The following is a 20449-nucleotide window of genomic DNA, read 5'->3' as shown; positions in this document are numbered from 1 at the left end:
GTCATGAAAAAACAGCTGTTGATTGTAGATGGCTACAATATGATCGGTTCGTGGCCGGAACTGGTCCAGCTTAAAAAGCAGGACAAAATGGCAGATGCAAGAGAAGCTCTTTTGCATCGTTTATCAAATTATGCGAAATATGAAGGACTGGAAGTCATCGTTGTCTTCGATGCTCAATTAGTACCGGGCATCCAGCAAAATTATAAGAAATATCAGTTGGATGTTGTTTTTACGAAAGAAGATGAAACGGCTGACAGTTATATCGAGAGAATCGCTGGGCAGCTGAATGATCGTTTGACACAAGTAACAGTGGCGACAAGCGATCTAGCAGAACAGTGGATGATTTTTTCTCAGGGGGCGTTGCGAACTTCTGCTTACGAGTTATATAAAACGATTAAAAAAACGGAAAAAACAATAGCCCAAGAAAATAAAGATATGCATTTTGTTGATTTCCGACGTAATTCTCCGTGGAATGAAGAGCAGTTAAAAAAATTGTCCCAAAAATTGGACGATTTAATGAGAAAAAATAAATAACATATCGTTCTAATCAGTTCGATGAATCATTGATGATAAGATTCCTCCATAAACGAATTTATGGAGGAATTATTTTATGTCTGAGGAGTTATTGCGCGCTGCACGTAATGGTGACGAAGAAGCATTTGCTGCCCTGTATCAAAAATATTTTCCACTCTTACTACGTTTGAAAAACACTTACTATTTAAGAAATTATGTTACTGAGGATTGGGAACAAGAAGCGAGGATCGCTTTATATCAGGCATTGAGAACTTACGAAAAAAGCAAAGGAGTCAGCTTTGGAAGTTATTATAAAAGTATCATAAGCAATCAAATTTATTCTTTATTGAGAAAACAGAACGCGCTGAAGCGCCGTGACCAAAAAGACGAAGTTTCGATCGACCAAAAAATAGAGACAGAAGGACCAGATTTTTTAGCAGAGATCACCTTGCAGGAACCTTTAGCGATTCAGCATCTTTTATTAAAAGAAGCAATCGAAAATTGCGAGATCCGATTTTCAAAAAAAGAAGCACAAATTTTTCATTATTACATGCAAGGGGTTGATTTTGCGGAGATGGCTGAATGTTTGTCAATGGATCACAAGCAAGTGATGAGTGCATATGGAAGGGTAAAACTCAAAATAAAAAAACACTTAAAATTTTATAATGAGGAATAATTTAGAAAAATCTTAATGAGCTTCTTACTTATTTTTATTGCATTTCTTTTTTTTTTATGGTAAACTTGAAAATTTTAAAAATATGTGGTATAGTTGGTAGTAGAGGTGAACTGTATGCCAACAACTTTAGCTTCAATCAAGAAAGATTTAGAAGGTCGTATCGGCAGCCCAATCATGTTGGTTGCTCAGACAGGAAGAAAGCGTCAAACAGAACGCCGCGGCGTTTTAACAGAAACCTATCCTTCAGTATTCGTTGTTGACTTGGATCCTGAAGAAAATTCTTTTGAACGAGTATCTTACAGCTATTCAGATGTACTTACTCGGACAGTTGAGATCGAATTTTTAACTGAAGCAGTTTAAAAAGCAAACGAGCCTGAGATTCGTAAGGTTCGTTTGCTTTTTTGTGTATGAATCGGTATGCTAATAATAAAAAAGTAGGAGGCGTTTACTTAGTGGAATACCAGGTAAAGAAATTTGAAGAATTGTCGACAGCAGAGTTTTATGCAATCGTCAAAGAACGGATTGCAGTCTTTGTTGTGGAGCAACAGTGCCCTTATCAAGAAGTTGATGATATCGATGGACAAGCTTGGCATACGTATTTCCAAGATACTGATGGGAAGATCCTTGCCTACACGCGGGTATATGAAGAAGCAGAGAGCATCCATTTTGGTCGCGTTCTTGTTCATCAAAATAACCGTAAAGACGGTTTAGGAAGAAAGATTGTCCAAGAAACGATCAACATGATCCAGAAAAAATTTCCAGAAAAACCAATTGTGATCGGTGCACAAGAATATCTACAGGCCTTTTATGAGTCTTTTGGATTCAAGGCAATCTCAGATGTGTATTTGGAAGATGATATTCCGCATATCGACATGAAAAAAGAACAGGTAACAAGTTAAGAATCTAAAAAAAGAAAGCCGACACTGAAAATCGGCTTTCTTTTTTTAGATTCTTCATTATTTAGAAGTATCTGAAAGATTTGTTTGCTCTACCGGATGCGTATTGTCTTCTGCCACTTGTTTGGCAAGAAGATCGCGTATGTCACTAAGATAATCTTCTGCAGTAGGTGTTTCTTCCACTTCTTCTTCTGCTTCTTTGGCGCGTAATTTCTTCGCACGGTTTGCCGCTTTGACAACTAAGAATAAGACAAAACCAGTAATCAGGAATGTAATGATAGCACTAATAACGTTACCAAACGCAAATGTGACACCTTTTGTCGGCGACCAGTCAAGAATTGAAAGTGCTCCTTCTAAATCAGAAGTTCCTGTGATCATAGCGACAATCCAACCAATTAGCGGAGTGATTAATCCTTGTACCACTTGGTTTACGATACTTGTAAACGCACTCCCGATAACAACACCGACAGCAAGATCCAAGACATCTCCACGCATGATGAACTCTCTGAATTCTTTGATCATGAATGACCCTCCCTTCTTTTGTATGTCTTTAGTATATCGAAAAATAAAAAATAAAAAAACGATATACGCTTTTAGCCGTCTGTCCCTTTTGATAAAAAACTTCTATGCTATACTATAAAGTGTAACATCATTTAGAAAAATCGGCGAATTGCCTGAACTTATATATTTCAAGCAGATGCATAAGTAAAAAAGGCCGATTGTCCTACTAAAAGAGTAAGAGGCAATCATCTATGAAAAGGAGCATATAAATATGGTGTATCAATTGGCAGAAGGCGTGAATCTTCATGTCTTACCAACAAAACAATACAAAACGATTCGGATTTTTATCCGTTTTACTGCACGTCTGCAACAAGAAGTCATTACAAAACGTTCACTACTCAGCAGTATGCTGGAAACAAATAGTTTGAATTATCCGGATCAGACAAAGTTAAGTGCGAAACTTGCTGAGCTTTATGGTGCAAGCTTCGGACTATCAGTAAGGAAAAAAGGGAACTTGCATTGGCTAAACGTAGGAATCAGCTTTGTGAACGGCGAATATGTCAATGATCCGAACCTTTTCTCTCAAGCGGTGGATTTTTTAAAAGAGGTTTTATTTTATCCAAATATCAAAAATCAACAATTTGATCAGTTGACGTTTGACTTGGAAAAGAACAATCTGCGTCTCTATTTGGAAAGTTTGAAGGAAGATAAACAAACTTTTGCTTCCTATTCACTGCAAGAACTTTATTTTGAAAACAGCCCGGAACAAAAAATCCCAAGTTTAGGCGTAGTGGAAGAACTAGACAAGATCACTGCTCGTTCACTAGCGGCTTACTATCAAGAAATGATGGCGAACGATCAAATTGACATTTTTGTTGTCGGCGATGTTGATTCGGACAAAGCAGCCGAAGCTGTTGCGCAATTACCATTTGAGCCGCGTGAAACAGCTCATCCAGAATTGTTTTATACCCAGCCTCAAGTGAATATCGTCAAGGAACGACAAGTCCGTGAGCCAATCGTTCAAGCAAAGCTGAATCTAGCTTATCAGACAAATGTGTATTATGATGAGCCAGAACGTTTTGCGCTAATGGTCTTCAACGGTTTATTTGGCGGGTTTCCTCACTCCAAACTGTTCATGAATGTGAGAGAGAAAGAAAGTCTAGCTTATTATGCCTCTAGCAGTGTGGATACATTCCGAGGGTTCATGAGTGTTCAGACTGGTATCGATGAAAAAAACCGAAATCAAGTACTTCGCCTGATTCACGAGCAATTAGAAAGCTTACGAAACGGTGAAATAACAGATTTGGAACTAGCTCAGACAAAAGCGATGCTAAGAAACCAATACCTGCTTTCTCTAGACTCTCCGCAAGCGGCAATCGAAGCTTCTTTTTTAGACAGCTGGCTGCCGAAAACAAAATTATCTGATGAAGAATGGTTGAAACGTATGGAGAGTGTAACGATCAAAGAGATACAACAAGTAGCTGAGCAAATCGAATTGCAAGCAATCTTCTTTTTAGCAGGAGGAAATGCAAATGAATAAAACAGAATATGAGCAAATCAATGAAACGCTTTATCATGAAGTACTGCCAAACGGTTTGACCGTGTATTTGTTACCTAAAAACGACTATCACAAGACATATGGTTTGTTCAGTACGAATTATGGTTCGATCGATAACGAATTTATTCCCTATGGTGAAAAAGAAAAAGTGAAAGTCCCAGATGGCATCGCTCATTTCTTAGAACACAAGCTGTTTGAAAAAGAAGACGGTGATGTCTTTCAATTATTTGGACAGCAAGGTGCTTCCGCTAACGCTTTCACGAGTTTTACGAAAACTAGTTACCTGTTCTCTACGACTGATCAGGTAGAAAAGAATCTGACGACACTGATCGACTTCGTACAAGCACCTTACTTTACAGAAGAAACTGTAAACAAGGAAAAAGGAATCATCGGTCAGGAAATCCAAATGTATGAAGATGACCCTAACTGGCGGATGTTTTTTGGTATACTAAATAACTTGTATCCTACACATCCGTTGCATATTGATATTGCGGGCACGGTTGAAAGTATCGACAAAATCACAGCTCAAGACTTGTATACGTGCTATCGGACGTTTTATCAGCCAAGCAATATGGTTTTATTTGTAGTTGGTAAGATGGAGCCTGAGAAATTGATGAAACTTATTCGGGAAAACCAAGAAGCAAAAAATTTCCCGCCAAAGCAAGAAATTGTACGGTATTTCCCAGAAAACACAAAAGAAATCATCAAACAAAGTGCATTGGAAGCAGCCATCACACGAGATAAATTTGTACTGGGTATTAAAGGATTAGACACATTGCCGCAAGAAGGAACAGAACTACTACGTTATAAAACAGCTATCAATCTGTTGTTTCAAATGATTTTAGGTAATACTTCTCGAAACTATCTAGCTATGTACAATCAAGGAATTATCGATGACAGCTTTGGTTTTGAATTCAGCTTGGATCGTGAATTTCACTTTGCGGACTTCAGCGGAGATACGGATGAACCAGAGAAAGCAGCAAAAAAAGTCAAAGAAATCATTCTTGGATTCGCTGATGATCCTGAAGTGTCAGAAATGAATCTCGATTTGCTGAAGAAGAAAATGCTTGGACAATATTTCCAATCATTGAATTCAATCGAATATATTGCTAATCAATTTACGCAAAGTTTATTTGGTGATCGAACATTATTTGATCTTCCTGAAATCATCGATTCGATCCAAATGAAAGACGTACTGGCAGCTGGAGAAGCATTTATAAGTGAAGAGGCCTTCAGTGAGTTTTATATGAGACCAAAATAAACCAGTATTTTATGGAGAAAAGTCTTAAATTTCGTTTTAGACTTGTAGCAGGAACCTCCTCCAAAACCAGCTTTTATGGTATTCTTAGATGTGTTGGAAATATTAATGAGAAAATAAAACAAATCATGCTCTCTTTTAATCAACTTATATTAAAATAAAATCAAACGAAGTAATCAAAGAGGTTGTGACAGAAGTGGTCAGCTTCAAGAAATAAGAAGGAATTTACGAAAATTGCTTCTCAAATTTTTGTGATATTTCGGCTTATTGCCGAAGAAGCTACTTCTGGAACACCGTGTACCAAGAGGTTGTAAAATCAGCGTTCTGATCTGAGTATTAGAGAAACAAACGTCAAAATAGTTCCTCATATTTTGACGTTTGTTGAGCTAATGCCGAGGGTCAGCTGATTGAACACCGTTTATACGGAAAAAGGAGCTGTGACACGACTTTTGTCACAGCCACCAAACATAACGTCTTTCGTTGCAACAGCAGATGCTTCGGAGAATCAAACAGACTGGAGAAGATGAACGAGTGGCTTTTGAAACCATCGGAGAAAAATTACGGCAAGCACGCCTGAATAAAAAGATATCTTTAGATGAATTACAGCAGATTACAAAAATTCAAAAACGTTATTTGGAAGCAATCGACAATGATGATTTTGATCAATTGCCTGGTAAGTTTTACGTACGGGCGTTTATTAGGCAATACGCTGAAGCTGTAGGAGAAGATGGAGACCATTTAGTCGATGTTTTTGATGGAAAAAGCAAATTGACAGGATCGGTCCCTGAACGTCCGCAGCCTGAAACAGTAAGTACTTCCAGAAAAGCAATACATCAAGAAGAATCGCATCCAAGTCGTTTTTGGACAAGTCTTCCTGTCATTTTATTAGGATTGGTTGCTTTGGCGATCGTCGTTGTCGTAGGCTATATGACTTGGCAAGATCGTCAAGCTGATCCAATAATCGGCGATACAGCTTCTTCGCTCAAAGTAGAAGGATCAGTCGAGGAGTCCTCTTCCTCAGAGAAAAGCACGCAGACCCAAGAGTCTTCTACAGTAGAGTCAACAACAGAATCAAGTGAAGAAAAGAAAATGGCAATAGCTGCAGGAGAGGATTCCGGTAGTGCCATCGCAGTAAATATTACAGATGCTACCAAGCCTGTCACTCTTGAGTTTACCGCTGTCAATCGTGTGTGGATCGGTGTGCTAGTAGACAATGCTTATGTTTATCAAGGCACACTGGCAGCAAATGAAACACAAAGTACCGTGTTACCGGAAACAGCGGCCAATGCGACCATTACGATCGGTGCAGCAAGCAATGCGACGATCAAAGCGAATGGAGAATCCGTACCAGTTAATCCAGGGGAAAACAATCAGAGTCCTAAAAATGTGAACCTGACTCTCCAATACGTAGAGTGATCGTATAAATGAGTTTATTCATCTATTTAACTTGTAGGCATAAAAAAGAAGGATCGTGACAAACCTGTGTCGCGGTCCTTCTTCGTTATTTCCAAAAGATCAATTTCAATAAAAATGCTCCGTTGAATAAATTCGTTCGGAAAAGTAAATAATATCGGTGGAAACTTCGCGGATAGTCACGTAGAATAGGGAAGAAAGGAGTCGATAATGTGAATTTACCAAATAAATTAACTGTACTTAGAATTTGTATGATCCCGATTTTCATTTTGGTTGTAGGATTACCGTTAGATTGGGGACAACTTAACGTAGGGGACACCACACTGGCTGTTACGCAGCTAGTAGGCGCAGTTATTTTTGCATTAGCCAGCATCACAGACTGGTTAGACGGAAAAATTGCCCGTGCACGAGGTCTTGTCACTAACTTTGGCAAGTTTGCGGACCCACTGGCAGATAAAATGCTAGTTATGACCGCTTTTATCATGTTGGTTGACCAGGGAAAGGCCCCAGGTTGGGTAGTCGCGATTATTGTCTGCCGCGAATTAGCCGTCACAGGCTTACGTTTACTACTTGTCGAACATGGAGAAGTCATGGCTGCTGCTTGGCCGGGAAAAGTCAAGACGGCTACACAAATGGTTGCTATTATCTTGCTGTTTATCAATAATATCCCATTCAATCTGATCGGTATTCCAGTAGACCAAATCATGCTTTATGCTTGTCTGATCTTTACTATCTATTCAGGTGCGGATTACTTCATCAAAAATAGCGGCGTGTTCAAAGGATCAATGTAGGTATTGTTTTGTGGATGGTCAGATTCGTCGGTTCTTGATAAAGCGAAAATAATTTGATCATATAATGAAAAAAGAACTGGGGAGAGGCTGGTCCATGGATCAGCCTTGCCCTCTTTTTAAATAAAAAAATATATAAGTACAGCGTATACTATATAAGGGAGCGGGAAGTAATGAAAGCAGAAATAATAGCTGTCGGAACAGAACTTTTACTAGGACAAGTCGTGAATACGAATGCCACTTTCTTGTCAGAACAGCTAGCTGATCTAGGTATCGAAGTTTATTATCAGACAGTCGTAGGAGATAATCAGCAGCGTTTAGAAGAGTTGATTGCTCTAGCTGAAACAAGAAGTGAACTCATACTCTTATGTGGCGGATTAGGGCCGACAGAAGATGACCTGACAAAAGAAGCAACTGCGGCTCACCTCGGTAAGTCTCTCATACAAAATACGGAAGGATACAAAAAATTATTGGCATATTTTGAAACAACCCATCGAAAAATGACCAAAAACAATCTGCAACAGTCTCAAATCATCGAAGGCGGGGTTCCTCTACCAAATCGTACAGGGCTTGCTTTAGGGACTTTTTATCAAACAGATACACATGCATATATCCTTCTTCCCGGTCCGCCTAATGAGTTGAAACCAATGTTTGTGGAACAAGTACGTCCTTTACTAGAGGAACGTTTTCCTTCTGAAGAAAAACTGATTTCTAAAGTTTTGCGCTTTTATGGGATTGGTGAATCGCGACTGGTCACTGAACTAAAAGATCTGATCGAGACACAGATCAATCCAACGATCGCTCCTTATGCCAAACCAAATGAAGTGACATTGCGTCTAACAGTGAAAACAAAGGATGTTCAGGCAGGAAATCAAGCTCTTTTAGCATTGGAAGAAAAGATTCAAGAACGAGTAGGAGAATATTTTTATGGATATGGCGATGATAATTCGCTAGCAAAAGTCGTAGTGGAACTGCTGAAAGAAAACAAGCAGACTGTAACAGCGGCGGAAAGCTTGACAGCCGGTGCCTTCCAAGCCGCATTGGGCGATATTGCTGGTGTATCTGAAGTATTTCCAGGCGGCTTCGTTACCTACTCGCTCCAAACAAAAGCTGGTTTTCTGGAGATTGATCCGGAGCTATTAGCAAAATATGGAACAGTCAGCAAAGAATGTGTGGAGCAGATGGCCATTCAAGCACGTGAGATAGCAAGAACAGATTACAGTGTAGCTTTCACCGGAGTGGCTGGACCGGACATGTTAGAAGGTCACCCTGCAGGAACAGTATGGATCGCTATTTCATCTAAAGATGGCGTGGTTTCAGAAAAATATCATTTTGCCAGAGACCGTGCGGCTATCAGATATAATGCGGTTATGCAAGGATTTGATCTTTTGAGAAAACAGCTTTTAAGAAAATGATAAATGCGAATATTTGTTCGGTTTTTTCTTGCTTTTTATTACTAAAAACGATATGATAAGGATAATGAAATGTTGCTCTGATTTGTAAATATAAGGAGGATTATCGTATTGGCAGATGATCGTAAAGCAGCCCTAGATGCTGCACTGAAAAAAATTGAAAAGAGCTATGGTAAAGGCTCTATTATGAAATTGGGCGAAAAAATCGACCAACAAATCTCTACAATTCCAAGTGGCTCTCTTGCGTTAGATGTCGCTTTAGGTGTCGGCGGTTACCCCCGTGGACGTATCATCGAAGTATATGGACCTGAAAGTTCAGGTAAAACAACAGTGGCGCTACACGCTATTGCAGAAGTACAAAAAAATGGCGGAACGGCCGCTTTCATTGATGCTGAGCATGCGTTAGATCCGCAATATGCACAAAAATTAGGTGTGAATATCGATGAACTACTTCTTTCACAGCCTGACACAGGAGAACAAGGTCTGGAGATTGCTGATGCTTTAGTATCAAGTGGGGCTGTAGATATCGTAGTAGTCGATTCAGTTGCTGCTTTAGTCCCACGAGCAGAAATCGACGGCGAAATGGGTGACTCACATGTCGGGTTACAAGCACGTTTGATGTCTCAAGCATTGCGTAAACTCTCTGGTTCGATCAACAAAACAAAAACAATCGCTATTTTCATCAACCAAATCCGTGAAAAAGTAGGCGTGATGTTTGGGAATCCAGAAATCACTCCTGGAGGACGCGCATTGAAATTCTACGCAACGATCCGTTTAGAAGTACGTCGTGCAGAACAATTGAAACAAGGAACAGATATTGTTGGTAACCGTACAAAGATCAAAGTCGTAAAAAACAAAGTAGCACCTCCTTTCAAAATCGCTGAAGTAGATGTCATGTATGGTTTAGGGATCTCACAAGAAGGAGAACTTCTAGACATGGCAGTAGAAAAAGACATCGTTGATAAAAGCGGTGCTTGGTACTCTTATAAAGAAGATCGGATTGGCCAAGGACGAGAAAATGCTAAAATCTATATGGCTAATCATCCTGAAATGATGGCAGAAGTTTCTGCTCTAGTTAGAGCAGCTTATGGCATTGGTGAAGAAGTGGCTGTCCCAGAAGATACAAAAGGCCAAGAAGAATTACCTTTAGAAGAAGAATAATAAACAACATAAATAAAAACGGCTGGTCTGAAGAGTAGATACTCTCCTTGACCTGCCGTTTTTTTATTGAATAAAGAACAAAGAAATCTTGAGTTATTTAATCATACGAGTAGCTACATAAAATAAAAAATATCTATTCGACTACAAAAAGTAATTTAGTGAAAAAGTTTCTCAACTTAAAGGTTTACCTATATGAAACTAGTGTCATTTATTCTAAAAACCACCGTTTAATGAATAATCAGAAAGCCGTTTCTTTGTTTATTTAAAGTTGACACTACGGGGTACAAACATTAGAATAAAGTTGTGCATGTTTTTTGTACACATATATGCGAAGATGCATATTGACAAGTTTAGAATAATTTATCATAGAAGCTGTATAGATGATAAAAATGAAAAAGATAGTATGGAGGTGGATTTTATGGTATTCAACATTCTCCTCGCTATCATCGGTTTAATTGTCGGTCTTGGTTTAGGGTTTATGGTCGCAAAGTCACGTCACGAGAAAGAAATAGCTGGTGCACAATCATCAGCTGCTGGGATCATCGATAGTGCAAAGAAAGAAGCAGAAACTCTAAAAAAAGAAGCATTGTTAGAAGCTAAGGAAGAAAATCAGAAATACCGTTCTGAAGTTGAAAGTGAGCTGAGAGAAAGTAAGTTAGAATTAAAATCTCAAGAGAATCGTTTGATTCAACGCGAACAAACGCTGAATCGTAAAGATGACTCGTTAGAAAAACGCGAGAACTCACTTGAAAGTAAAGAAGAAGCACTTAGTTCAAAACAGCAATTAATTGAAGAGCGAGAAAAAGACGTTGAAAAAATGATTGAAGATCAACAAAAAGAACTAGAAAAAATTGCTGGTTTATCAAAAGAGGACGCACGAGATGTCATCATGAAATCGACTGAAGAAGAGCTGAATCATGAGTTAACTCTAATGGTAAAAGAATCTGAACAGCGTGCCAAAGAAGAAGCAGATCGCAAAGCGAAAAACTTATTATCATTAGCGATTCAACGCTGCGCAGCAGATCAAGTTTCAGAAACGACTGTTTCAGTCGTTACCCTTCCGAATGATGAAATGAAAGGTCGTATCATTGGACGAGAAGGTCGTAATATTCGAACGCTTGAGACGCTGACTGGTATCGATTTGATCATCGATGACACACCTGAAGCAGTTGTTCTTTCCGGATTTGATCCAATCCGAAGAGAAATCGCACGAATGACCTTGGAAAAACTGATACAAGATGGACGAATCCATCCAGCACGAATCGAAGAAATGGTCGAGAAATCTCGTAAAGAAATGGATGAACGTATTCGTGAATACGGGGAAGAAGCAGCATTTGAAGTCGGTGCCCATACACTTCATCCAGATCTAATCAAGATCATCGGACGTCTGAGATTCAGAACTAGTTACGGACAAAACGTCTTGAAGCATTCGGTCGAAGTTGCAAAATTAGCTGGTATCTTAGCAGCAGAACTTGGCGAAGATATCCAATTAGCAAAACGTGCCGGATTGCTCCATGATATTGGAAAAGCACTTGACCATGAGATTGAAGGATCTCACGTTGAGATCGGTGCGGAATTAGCTGCCAAGTACAAAGAAAACCCAGTAGTCATCAACGCAATCGCTTCTCACCATGGCGATGTGGAAGCGACTTCTGTTATCTCTGTCCTTGTAGCTGCAGCAGACGCGCTTTCTGCAGCAAGACCTGGTGCGCGAAGTGAATCATTGGAAAACTACATCCGTCGTTTAAGAAGTCTGGAAAATATTTCGAACAGCTTCGCCGGTGTAGAATCAAGTTACGCAGTTCAAGCTGGACGCGAAGTTCGGGTAATGGTCAAACCAGAAGAAATCTCGGATCTGGACGCTGTGCGTTTAGTACGCGATATCCGTAAACGAATCGAAGAAGAGCTGGATTATCCTGGACATATCAAAGTAATCGTTATTCGGGAAACTCGCGCAACTGATTATGCTAAATAAGAGTAAACAAAAAAGAAGAGTCGCGGCAAAAGCCGCAGCTCTTCTTTTTTTGTAAGGCACGAAAAAACATTGCTATTATTATTTATTCAACATCTCAAGATCTTTCTCGATCGTCGTATTGATTCCTTTGATGATTGCTGGGATGAATCCTGCTTCTTCTAGGGCAACTACACCGGCAACGGTCGTACCACCAGGAGAAGAAACTTGGTCTACAAGTTCCCATGGATTTTTATCACTTGAAAGGAATTTTTGACAAGAACCCATGATTGCTTTTGCAGCAATTTCAGTTGCTGTTTGTTTGGACAAACCATTTAATACACCAGTCCGTCCCATCGCATCGATCAGCATATAAATGAATGCGGGCGAGCTGCCAGCAAGGCCGATGAATGTACTGAAATCTGCTTCTGCTAAAGGATAGACGCTACCGATTGCTTCAAAAATTATCGTGGCTTGTTGAAGCTGTTCATCCGTGGCAGCTTCATTTTTGCAAATCGCAGAAACGCCTGCTCCTACGCTGACATTGACATTCGGCATCACACGTACGATGGAGGCCTGAGGATCTTCAAGCGCTGTTTCTAAATCTGTTAATGATTTTCCTGAAGCAATAGAAATGAATAAGACCTTCTGGCTGTATTCTTTTAGTTCTTTCAATACTTTTTCAATGATTTTTGGTTTCACGGCTAAAAGAACGATATCTGATTTTGATGCAACTTCCTGGTTGCTTTTGCACGCATGGACGCCAGTTTCAGCAGCGAATGTTTGTGCATTTTCAAAATGACCACTGGAAACGAACACTTCTTCTTTCGAGACTGTTCCTGTTTTCAATAAACCATCAATAATAGCTTGTGCCATATTCCCTGTACCGATAAATCCTACTTTCATGTTATCCTCTCCTTTAGCATTAGGATATCTTTCTTTTTCTATGATCGCAAGCAAAGAACAGGTCTAAAGTGGAAAAATTAAAATAAATAAGATAACATTGGGGTATAACACAAAAGTATACAAGTTAGGAATGGGAAAATGTGAAAAATAAACGATACTTGATGCTGCAATGGATAAAGGAACATAGTCTGATTTTAAAATTGATTTTTTTCGGCTCCGTGTTAGTCTTTGTGGCAAATCAAGTCGCAAATATTGCTAATGGCATGAGTTGGCAAGATATTTGGCAAAGGATGGGACAACAAAGCCATATGACGATCCTGCTCATGATTCTGGCTGGACTGCTGGGTGTCACTCCGATGTTGTTGTATGATTGGGTGACAATCAGAGTCTTAGAAAAACAAGGAAAACCAAAAATGGAAAGAAAAGAGTTTCTTCTTGCTGCGTGGGTAACAAACACGATCAACAATCTCGCCGGTTTTGGTGGTGTGGTAGGAGCAAGTCTTCGGGCTAGTTTTTATGGAAAGCAGACAAATAGGAAAATGGTGTTAGTGACTGTTTCAAAAGTCGCGCTATTTATGCTGACTGGTTTGTCTGTATGGTCGTTTCTTACATTTATTGATGTCTTTTTTATTCAGTCAGAAAGTATTTTTCGGAGCTATTGGATCTGGCTTTTCGGCGGTAGTTTTTTAGCGCCAGTCATTTTCTTTTTTGCTTATCTAAAGAGAAAGACCTTGTTCTCTGAGTTTTATCCAAAAGGCTTGCTTGGTCTGCTACTGGCATCTTTTGGACAATGGACGGGGGCACTTGCAGTATTTCTGACCATCGGCAAGTTGATGAGAATAGATATTTCCATGTTTTCGATCTATCCTATGTTCATGATTGCGACGCTGATAGGAATGTTGACAATGGTCCCAGGTGGAATGGGGACTTTTGATGTTTTGATGATCTTAGGAATGAGTCAATTGTCTGTTCGGCAAGACGTAGCAGTAGTTTGGTTGTTATATTATCGGTTGTTTTATTATGTCCTGCCTTTTTTGACGGGACTTCTATTGTTCATCACACATACAGGAGTCAAAATCAATCGATTTTTAGATAATATACCGCGATTATTTTTCCAAAAGGTTGCCCATATCGTGCTCGTAAGTGCTGTATATTTTGCAGGGATCATGATGGTACTCCTGTCAACGATCACTAATCTGTCTGCAATCAGTCGGCTGTTTCAGGTATTATTGCCGTTCTCGTTCAACTTTTTAGACCAGACATTGAACCTATTAGTGGGCTTTTTATTGCTCGGTCTTGCTCGAGCACTTTCAGTAAAAGTCAAAAAGGCATTTCTGCCTACGATCGCTTTACTAGCTTTTGGTATTTTAAATACGATCACACGTACATTATCTTGGCAATTGTTATTGGTATATGTCTTGATTCTATTGGCTGTGTGGTTATCTAGAAAAGAATTTTATCGAACAAAATTCGTTTATTCTTGGGGAGCGATACTCTTTGATGCTAGCTTGTTCGGTTTCTTGTTTATTGTTTACGCAATTGCAGGTTATCATAGTGGACGCTTTTTAGTTGGACGGATAACAGGTAACCATTTTATTTTGTTTCCTTCAGATGATGTGTGGTTCTCAGGGCTCATTGGTTTGGGCATCTCATTGCTAGCTTTAGTGGCGCTTTATCAATACTTAGCAGAAGATCCTACGACGCTTGGCATTGAGTACGAAAAAGAACGTTTTGACCGTTTATTGGAAACATATGGAGGCACAGCTACAAGCCATCAGCTTCGCTTGCCAGGATACAGTTATTTTTATTACCAAAAAGACGACCAAGACCAAGTCGTTTTTGGCTATCAAATCAAAGGGAACAAATGCTTTGTTTTAGGAGATCCAATTGGTAATCCCAAAATGATGCGGGCAGCAACGAATCAGTTCATGAAACGAGCAGATTGTTTAGGGTATCAGCTTGCTTTTTATAAGATATCAGAAAGCTACGTAGTGATGCTTCACGAATTGGGCTTTCATTTCACGAAAGTAGGTGAAGCAGGAATTGTTGATCTAGCGACAGAAGACTTGTCTCGGCTGAGTCAGCAACTTGAATATCAACGTTTGATGAAAGAAGGATACCATTTCACTTGGTACGACCAACTACCAGAAGAATTACATCAAGCTGTAAATGAAGTTTCACAAAAATGGCTTCACGGGGCACGAGAAAAATACTTTTCTGTGGGACGATTTGATGAATCCTATGTATTGTCTAGTGGCGTCGGTATTGTCCGTAAAGATCAAAAAGTCGTAGGCTTCATCACCGCTCAACCGATGACGAAAGAACAAGCGGGGTATGATTTGCTGCGAATCTTGCCTGAAGAGCCTGAAGAATTAGCGGATTATCTATTAGCTAATTTGTTCATTGTATACGAGAAAATGGGCTATCTGGAAGCAAATCTAGGATTAGCTCCTTTAGCAAATGTTGGAGAAACAGATTTTTCTTTCTTTCAAGAAAAAGTCATGCATATCGTATATAATTATGGTAATTTTTTCTATTCCTTCCAGTCTGCTTATGAAAAGAAATTAAAATATGTCGATCATTGGGAAGGTCGCTACTTTGCATATCGTAAAGGAAGTAATTTCGGATTTGCTACCATGCAGCTGCTCAGTCTGATAGGGAAAGAAAAAGGAAATGTGCCGAGTTTGGCAGAAGAAGTGCTCACAGAATTATAAGAATCACTAGAGTTTATTTGGATTATGAAGAGAAAATTCTATGAAAGCTGTTGAAACGATGACAAAATCAACAGCTAGGCGGACATAAGCTATACTTTTATTTTTCCCTATGATAGAATACTTGCGACTTAGACTTTTCGAATGGGTGAGAGGATGGAATTGATTGAAAAAGCGCCAGCCAAGATAAATTTAGGACTGGATGTATTATATAGACGGCAAGATGGGTATCATGAGTTGGAAATGGTGATGTCGAGCGTAGACTTGGCAGATCATCTATTTTTTGAAGAAATAGCAGAAGACAAAATCATTGTAGAAACAAATAAAGCATTTTTACCGGTAGATGAGCGTAACAATGTTTATCAAGCTGCTTTATTATTAAAAAATAAATACAATATCAAAACCGGTGTCAAGATCTTTGTTAAGAAGAATATTCCAGTAGCCGCTGGATTAGGCGGAGGAAGTACAGACTGTGCAGCTGCTTTAAGAGGGATCAACCAATTATGGAATCTAGGTTGTTCATTAGAAGAGCTAGCAGAGATCGGTTTGGAAGTTGGTACAGACGTTCCTTACTGTGTATATGGAAGTACGGCTTTTGTCGGAGGTAAAGGGGAAGAAATCCAAGTATTACCTTCTATGCCGCAGTGCTGGGTTGTGTTGGTCAAACCAAGAATGAGTGTTTCCACACGTACAGTGTTTAGGGAAGTAGATACGCAAGCTATCCAACATCAAGATATCCACGGACTTGTTGAAGCCATCCGAGAGCAAGATTATCAGCAGATGATCAAAAAAATGGGAAACAGTTTAGAAGATGTCACGGGAAACCGGCATCCAGTCATCCATCAAATCAAAGAGCGTATGGTCAAGTACGGAGCAGATGCTGCATTGATGAGTGGAAGCGGACCAACCGTTTTTGCCTTGTGCCAACATTATTCAAGAGCGCAGAGAGTATATAATGGGTTAAAGGGTTTTTGTGAAGAAGTTTATTTAGTACGAACCTTACAATAAAAATAGAAGAAGTAAGACAGATAAGAAAAGACTGAGGAGTCCTAAAATGGGATTCTTCAGTTTTTTTATTGTAATGAACAGCTTAAACATGAGTGTTAACTCATCCATTTTACGATTTAATCAGAATATCCACGTTTAAATCAGAAATTGATGGATTTCTATTGACGGCGTTTTTTTATTTTGATACATTAGTTCACGTTGATAAATCGTAAAATTACGATTTGTTTATTTGAAAGGAGCATATAGATGAAAAAATATCTTTTGACAGCTACGGTAATGATAGGTGCTTTATTGTTTGCAGCATGTGGAAATACGAATAAGGAAGCAGATAAAAAAGAAGACTTGACGATCGTTACGACATTTTATCCGATGTATGATTTTACAAAAGAAATCGTAGGGAACGAAGGAAACGTGAAACTTTTGATCCCTGCCGGAACGGAGCCTCATGATTTTGAACCAAGCGCAAAAGAAAGAGCAGAAATTTCCGATGCAGATGTTTTCGTGTATAATAGTTCAGACATGGAATTTTTCGTGGATTCGTTGAAGGATTCAGTGGACAGCAAACAGACCTTGATGATCGAAGCAGCTAAAGGAATTGACCGCTTAGAATCTCAAGAAGCAGATGAACACGAAGAATCAGAAGAAGGACATGATCATTCGCATGAATATGATCCCCATGTTTGGCTCGATCCGGTATTAGCTATAAAAGAAGTCAGAACAATTGCTGGAAAATTAGGCGAAAAATATCCAGATAAAAAGGAAATATTTACGAAGAATGCTGATGCTTATATCAAAAAGCTTGAAGCACTGGATCAAAAATACTCCGAAGAACTCAAAAATGCGACAAACCGCACATTCGTCACGCAGCATGCTGCTTTTGCTTATTTAGCGAATCAATACAACTTAGAACAAGTGGCGATTTCAGGTGTTTCGCCAGATCAGGAACCAACACCAAGCCGCTTAGCTGAACTAAAAGAATTTGTGAAGAAAAACAACATCAAAGTGATTTACTTTGAAGAAAATGCCTCTTCGAAGGTGGCAGAGACATTATCGAATGAAACGGGTGTGAAGTTAGAGGTGTTGAATCCTTTAGAAAGCTTGACCAATGAACAAATCAAAGCAGGCGAAAATTATATTTCTGTCATGGAAAAAAATCTGGAAGCTTTAAAAGAAAGTATCAATTAAGTCTAGAATGGAGGTTATAAGGTGCGTTACATCGAAATATCTGATTTGACCTTTTATTATGATGATGAACCAGTACTAGAAGATGTCTCCTATCATGTAGACGCGGGTGAATTTGTCATTTTGACTGGAGAAAATGGAGCAGCCAAGTCAACCTTGGTGAAAGCATCGTTAGGATTACTGAAACCTTCAAAAGGAACGATAAAGATTGCTGAGAAAAATCAAGAGGGAAAAAAATTAAGTATCGGCTATATTCCCCAACAAGTTGCATCTTTCAATGCAGGTTTTCCAAGTACGGTGATCGAATTAGTCCGATCAGGAAGATACCCAAGAGGCCGCTGGTTCAAGCGTCTCTCTGAAAAAGATCATCAACATGTACAGCGGGCTCTAGAAGCTGTTGGGATGTGGGATATGCGAAACCGGCGGATAGGTGAATTGTCTGGCGGACAAAAGCAGCGGATCAGCTTAGCACGTATTTTTGCTACTGATCCTGACTTATTTGTCCTTGATGAGCCAACAACAGGAATGGATGAAGAGTCTCGAAATGAGTTTTATCGCCTTCTTCGACATAGTGCCCATGTCCATGGGAAATCAGTTCTAATGATCACTCATGATCATGAAGATATCAAACAGTATGCGGACAGACAGATTCGACTGGTGAGAAAGGAGGATTCTCAATGGCGTTGCTTTCATATGAATTCATGAGAAGAGCTTTTCTTGCGGCTATCTTCATAGCGGGGATCGCCCCGATGCTAGGTGTGTTTTTAGTGATCAGAAGACAATCGCTGATGGCTGATACACTTTCCCATGTCTCTTTAGCAGGGGTAGCGTTAGGATTCTTTTTGAACCTTAATCCTACACTTACGACCATGCTAGTCGTTGTGCTAGCAGCTGTGATATTGGAATATCTGCGAACGATCTACCGAACCTATTCGGAAATCTCCATTGCCATTTTAATGGCTGGCGGTTTAGCGCTAGCTTTAGTATTAATGAATCTGAGTGGCGGGAATTCTGCAACAAGCATCCAATCTTATCTGTTTGGTTCGATCGTGACCATTACTTGGGAGCAAGTCATCTTTTTAGGAATCTTATTCGTTGCGATCGGTATATTGTTCTTTTTATTCAAACGTCCGATGTATGTTCTGACTTTTGATGAGGATACCGCCCATGTGGATGGATTACCCGTTCATTTGATGTCAATGATGTTCAATGTGATTACTGGTGTAGCTATTGCTGTGATGATCCCGATTGCCGGTGCACTTTTGATATCCGCAATCATGGTTCTTCCTGCAGCAATCGGTATGCGGTTAGGTAAAAGTTTCAATGTTGTGATTGCTATCAGTGTTTGTGTCGGATTTCTAGGGATGCTGTCAGGATTGACTAGCTCGTTTTATCTAGATACCCCTCCAGGAGCAACAATCACATTAGTCTTTATTGCTTTGTTCCTGATTGTAAATATCATCAAACGAATATTGGTTGCTTTTAGAAGAAAAAATAACTGAATGATAAAGAAAAGAAGCCTGATAAAAACGAAAAATTTTTTATAGGCTTCTTTTTATTTTAATAAATACCGAACTATTTTCTTATTTTTTCATAAAATGCTCGAATTTTTGAAGAAAAACTTATATAATGTAAAACGATAAAATTTCTTAAAAGGAGTTGGAATAGGTGAAAGTACGTCGCAGTGAACGTCTGGTTGACATGACACAGTATTTATTGAATCACCCGCATGAATTGATTTCCTTAACAAGCTTTGCCGAACGTTATGAATCTGCTAAATCTTCCATCAGTGAAGATTTGGGAATAATCAAGAAAACATTTAAAGAACGAGGGTATGGTACCTTGGAAACAATCCCAGGTGCTGCAGGTGGTGTATTGTTCATCCCTGAAATTTCATATGAAGAGGCGAAAAAATATATTGAATCTCTAGCAGAACGTCTATCAGAACAAGATCGTCTGCTTCCAGGAGGATATGTTTATCTCTCTGATTTGTTAGGAGAACCTGAACTGCTGCGTCAAGTTGGGAGAATCATTGCTTCTAAATACCTTGGTGAAAAAATCGATGCTGTAATGACTGTAGCCACAAAAGGCGTACCTATTGCCCAAGCTGTGTCCTATTATCTGAATGCACCATTCGTTATTGTACGCCGAGACTCAAAAATAACAGAAGGATCAACAGTAAGTGTCAACTATGTGTCCGGTTCTTCTGAAAGAATTGAAAAAATGGAATTGTCTAAGAGAAGCTTGAAACGTGGTTCACGTGTCCTTGTAGTGGATGATTTCATGAAAGGCGGCGGAACAGTCAACGGAATGAAGAGCTTGATCGAAGAATTCGAATCAGAACTTGTTGGCATCACTGTATTTGCCGAATCGAAATTCAACGGACATCGCGCTATCGATGATTATACGTCACTGCTTTATGTCAAAGATGTAGATACTCAAACGAAAAATATCACGGTTGTGCCGGGAAATTATTTTTCAGAATAAGAGGTTGTGAAAAAGCCGCTTAGTTTCG

Annotated in this window: 19 protein-coding genes; 17 read left to right on the top strand and 2 right to left on the bottom strand. The window is 39.3% G+C overall.

What is annotated here, in order from left to right:
• The first annotated feature begins 3 nt into the window (after window positions 1–3).
• The 4 genes from HMPREF2988_RS02890 (at window position 4) to HMPREF2988_RS02875 (ending at window position 2088) form a co-directional block, all read left to right on the top strand.
• Window positions 4–534 (top strand): NYN domain-containing protein, encoded by a 531-nt coding sequence (locus tag HMPREF2988_RS02890; protein WP_070769966.1) that lies wholly within the window; start codon window positions 4–6, stop codon window positions 532–534.
• A gap of 76 nt (window positions 535–610) precedes the next feature.
• Complete coding sequence (locus HMPREF2988_RS02885) at window positions 611–1189, top strand: sigma-70 family RNA polymerase sigma factor (RefSeq protein ID WP_002293088.1); 579 nt, start codon at window positions 611–613, stop codon at window positions 1187–1189.
• Window positions 1190–1303: 114 nt separating this feature from the next.
• The gene (locus HMPREF2988_RS02880) at window positions 1304–1549 is read left to right on the top strand and encodes a Veg family protein (protein ID WP_002287434.1); all 246 of its coding nucleotides are present in this window, start codon (window positions 1304–1306) and stop codon (window positions 1547–1549) included.
• 92 nt (window positions 1550–1641) lie between these two features.
• Window positions 1642–2088: a GNAT family N-acetyltransferase gene (locus tag HMPREF2988_RS02875; RefSeq protein ID WP_002315876.1), complete on the top strand. Its 447-nt coding sequence runs from the start codon at window positions 1642–1644 to the stop codon at window positions 2086–2088.
• Between the two features lie 57 nt (window positions 2089–2145).
• Here the strand turns inward: HMPREF2988_RS02875 and mscL are convergent, their stop codons facing one another.
• Window positions 2146–2607, bottom strand: coding sequence for a large conductance mechanosensitive channel protein MscL (gene mscL, locus HMPREF2988_RS02870; RefSeq protein WP_002293086.1), 462 nt, complete (start codon window positions 2605–2607; stop codon window positions 2146–2148).
• Between the two features lie 250 nt (window positions 2608–2857).
• Here mscL and yfmF point away from each other — a divergent pair, with 250 nt between their 5' ends.
• The 7 genes from yfmF (at window position 2858) to rny (ending at window position 12151) form a co-directional block, all read left to right on the top strand.
• Window positions 2858–4126: an EF-P 5-aminopentanol modification-associated protein YfmF gene (gene yfmF, locus HMPREF2988_RS02865; RefSeq protein WP_070769965.1), complete on the top strand. Its 1269-nt coding sequence runs from the start codon at window positions 2858–2860 to the stop codon at window positions 4124–4126.
• The gene (gene yfmH, locus HMPREF2988_RS02860; protein WP_024635027.1) at window positions 4119–5405 is read left to right on the top strand and encodes an EF-P 5-aminopentanol modification-associated protein YfmH; all 1287 of its coding nucleotides are present in this window, start codon (window positions 4119–4121) and stop codon (window positions 5403–5405) included. The genes yfmF and yfmH overlap by 8 nt, the downstream gene beginning before the upstream one ends.
• Window positions 5406–5894: 489 nt before the next feature.
• Window positions 5895–6818, top strand: a complete 924-nt coding sequence (locus HMPREF2988_RS02855) for a RodZ domain-containing protein (RefSeq protein ID WP_174123999.1) — start codon at window positions 5895–5897, stop codon at window positions 6816–6818.
• A 209-nt stretch (window positions 6819–7027) separates the two neighbouring features.
• Complete coding sequence (gene pgsA / locus HMPREF2988_RS02850) at window positions 7028–7606, top strand: CDP-diacylglycerol--glycerol-3-phosphate 3-phosphatidyltransferase (RefSeq protein ID WP_002293081.1); 579 nt, start codon at window positions 7028–7030, stop codon at window positions 7604–7606.
• A 170-nt stretch (window positions 7607–7776) separates the two neighbouring features.
• Entirely contained in the window at window positions 7777–9018 is a 1242-nt protein-coding gene (locus HMPREF2988_RS02845; RefSeq protein WP_070769964.1) for a competence/damage-inducible protein A, read from the top strand.
• 108 nt (window positions 9019–9126) lie between these two features.
• Window positions 9127–10176: a recombinase RecA gene (gene recA / locus HMPREF2988_RS02840; protein WP_002293077.1), complete on the top strand. Its 1050-nt coding sequence runs from the start codon at window positions 9127–9129 to the stop codon at window positions 10174–10176.
• Window positions 10177–10594: 418 nt separating this feature from the next.
• Window positions 10595–12151: a ribonuclease Y gene (gene rny, locus HMPREF2988_RS02835; RefSeq protein ID WP_002287336.1), complete on the top strand. Its 1557-nt coding sequence runs from the start codon at window positions 10595–10597 to the stop codon at window positions 12149–12151.
• A 78-nt stretch (window positions 12152–12229) separates the two neighbouring features.
• On the opposite strand, the gene proC is transcribed toward rny, so the two are convergent.
• On the bottom strand, window positions 12230–13033 hold the full coding sequence (gene proC / locus HMPREF2988_RS02830) for a pyrroline-5-carboxylate reductase (RefSeq protein WP_002341381.1): 804 nt from the start codon (window positions 13031–13033) through the stop codon (window positions 12230–12232).
• A 140-nt stretch (window positions 13034–13173) separates the two neighbouring features.
• Here proC and mprF point away from each other — a divergent pair, with 140 nt between their 5' ends.
• The 6 genes from mprF (at window position 13174) to purR (ending at window position 20421) form a co-directional block, all read left to right on the top strand.
• The gene (mprF, locus tag HMPREF2988_RS02825) at window positions 13174–15747 is read left to right on the top strand and encodes a bifunctional lysylphosphatidylglycerol flippase/synthetase MprF (protein ID WP_002315883.1); all 2574 of its coding nucleotides are present in this window, start codon (window positions 13174–13176) and stop codon (window positions 15745–15747) included.
• A 153-nt stretch (window positions 15748–15900) separates the two neighbouring features.
• Window positions 15901–16752: a 4-(cytidine 5'-diphospho)-2-C-methyl-D-erythritol kinase gene (ispE, locus tag HMPREF2988_RS02820; protein WP_002293073.1), complete on the top strand. Its 852-nt coding sequence runs from the start codon at window positions 15901–15903 to the stop codon at window positions 16750–16752.
• A 246-nt stretch (window positions 16753–16998) separates the two neighbouring features.
• On the top strand, window positions 16999–17937 hold the full coding sequence (locus tag HMPREF2988_RS02815; RefSeq protein ID WP_070769963.1) for a metal ABC transporter substrate-binding protein: 939 nt from the start codon (window positions 16999–17001) through the stop codon (window positions 17935–17937).
• 21 nt (window positions 17938–17958) lie between these two features.
• Complete coding sequence (locus HMPREF2988_RS02810; RefSeq protein ID WP_002315885.1) at window positions 17959–18639, top strand: metal ABC transporter ATP-binding protein; 681 nt, start codon at window positions 17959–17961, stop codon at window positions 18637–18639.
• On the top strand, window positions 18612–19436 hold the full coding sequence (locus HMPREF2988_RS02805) for a metal ABC transporter permease (RefSeq protein ID WP_002287344.1): 825 nt from the start codon (window positions 18612–18614) through the stop codon (window positions 19434–19436). The genes HMPREF2988_RS02810 and HMPREF2988_RS02805 overlap by 28 nt, the downstream gene beginning before the upstream one ends.
• A gap of 166 nt (window positions 19437–19602) precedes the next feature.
• Window positions 19603–20421, top strand: a complete 819-nt coding sequence (purR, locus tag HMPREF2988_RS02800; RefSeq protein ID WP_002287345.1) for a pur operon repressor — start codon at window positions 19603–19605, stop codon at window positions 20419–20421.
• Window positions 20422–20449 lie beyond the last annotated feature (28 nt).

The organism is Enterococcus sp. HMSC061C05 (genome assembly GCF_001814765.1).
GTDB classification, from domain to species: Bacteria; Bacillota; Bacilli; order Lactobacillales; family Enterococcaceae; genus Enterococcus_B; species Enterococcus_B lactis.
This window is presented reverse-complemented; position numbering and strand designations above follow the sequence as displayed.

Bases quoted from the DNA above. Each gene is read 5' to 3' on its own strand.
- HMPREF2988_RS02890 (WP_070769966.1), top strand. From the start codon at position 4: ATGAAAAAACAGCTGTTGATTGTAGATGGCTACAATATGATCGGTTCG.
- HMPREF2988_RS02885 (WP_002293088.1), top strand. From the start codon at position 611: ATGTCTGAGGAGTTATTGCGCGCTGCACGTAATGGTGACGAAGAAGCA.
- HMPREF2988_RS02880 (WP_002287434.1), top strand. From the start codon at position 1,304: ATGCCAACAACTTTAGCTTCAATCAAGAAAGATTTAGAAGGTCGTATC.
- mscL (WP_002293086.1), bottom strand. From the start codon at position 2,607: ATGATCAAAGAATTCAGAGAGTTCATCATGCGTGGAGATGTCTTGGAT.
- yfmF (WP_070769965.1), top strand. From the start codon at position 2,858: ATGGTGTATCAATTGGCAGAAGGCGTGAATCTTCATGTCTTACCAACA.
- yfmH (WP_024635027.1), top strand. From the start codon at position 4,119: ATGAATAAAACAGAATATGAGCAAATCAATGAAACGCTTTATCATGAA.
- HMPREF2988_RS02855 (WP_174123999.1), top strand. From the start codon at position 5,895: ATGCTTCGGAGAATCAAACAGACTGGAGAAGATGAACGAGTGGCTTTT.
- HMPREF2988_RS02845 (WP_070769964.1), top strand. From the start codon at position 7,777: ATGAAAGCAGAAATAATAGCTGTCGGAACAGAACTTTTACTAGGACAA.
- rny (WP_002287336.1), top strand. From the start codon at position 10,595: ATGGTATTCAACATTCTCCTCGCTATCATCGGTTTAATTGTCGGTCTT.
- proC (WP_002341381.1), bottom strand. From the start codon at position 13,033: ATGAAAGTAGGATTTATCGGTACAGGGAATATGGCACAAGCTATTATT.
- ispE (WP_002293073.1), top strand. From the start codon at position 15,901: ATGGAATTGATTGAAAAAGCGCCAGCCAAGATAAATTTAGGACTGGAT.
- HMPREF2988_RS02815 (WP_070769963.1), top strand. From the start codon at position 16,999: ATGAAAAAATATCTTTTGACAGCTACGGTAATGATAGGTGCTTTATTG.
- HMPREF2988_RS02805 (WP_002287344.1), top strand. From the start codon at position 18,612: ATGGCGTTGCTTTCATATGAATTCATGAGAAGAGCTTTTCTTGCGGCT.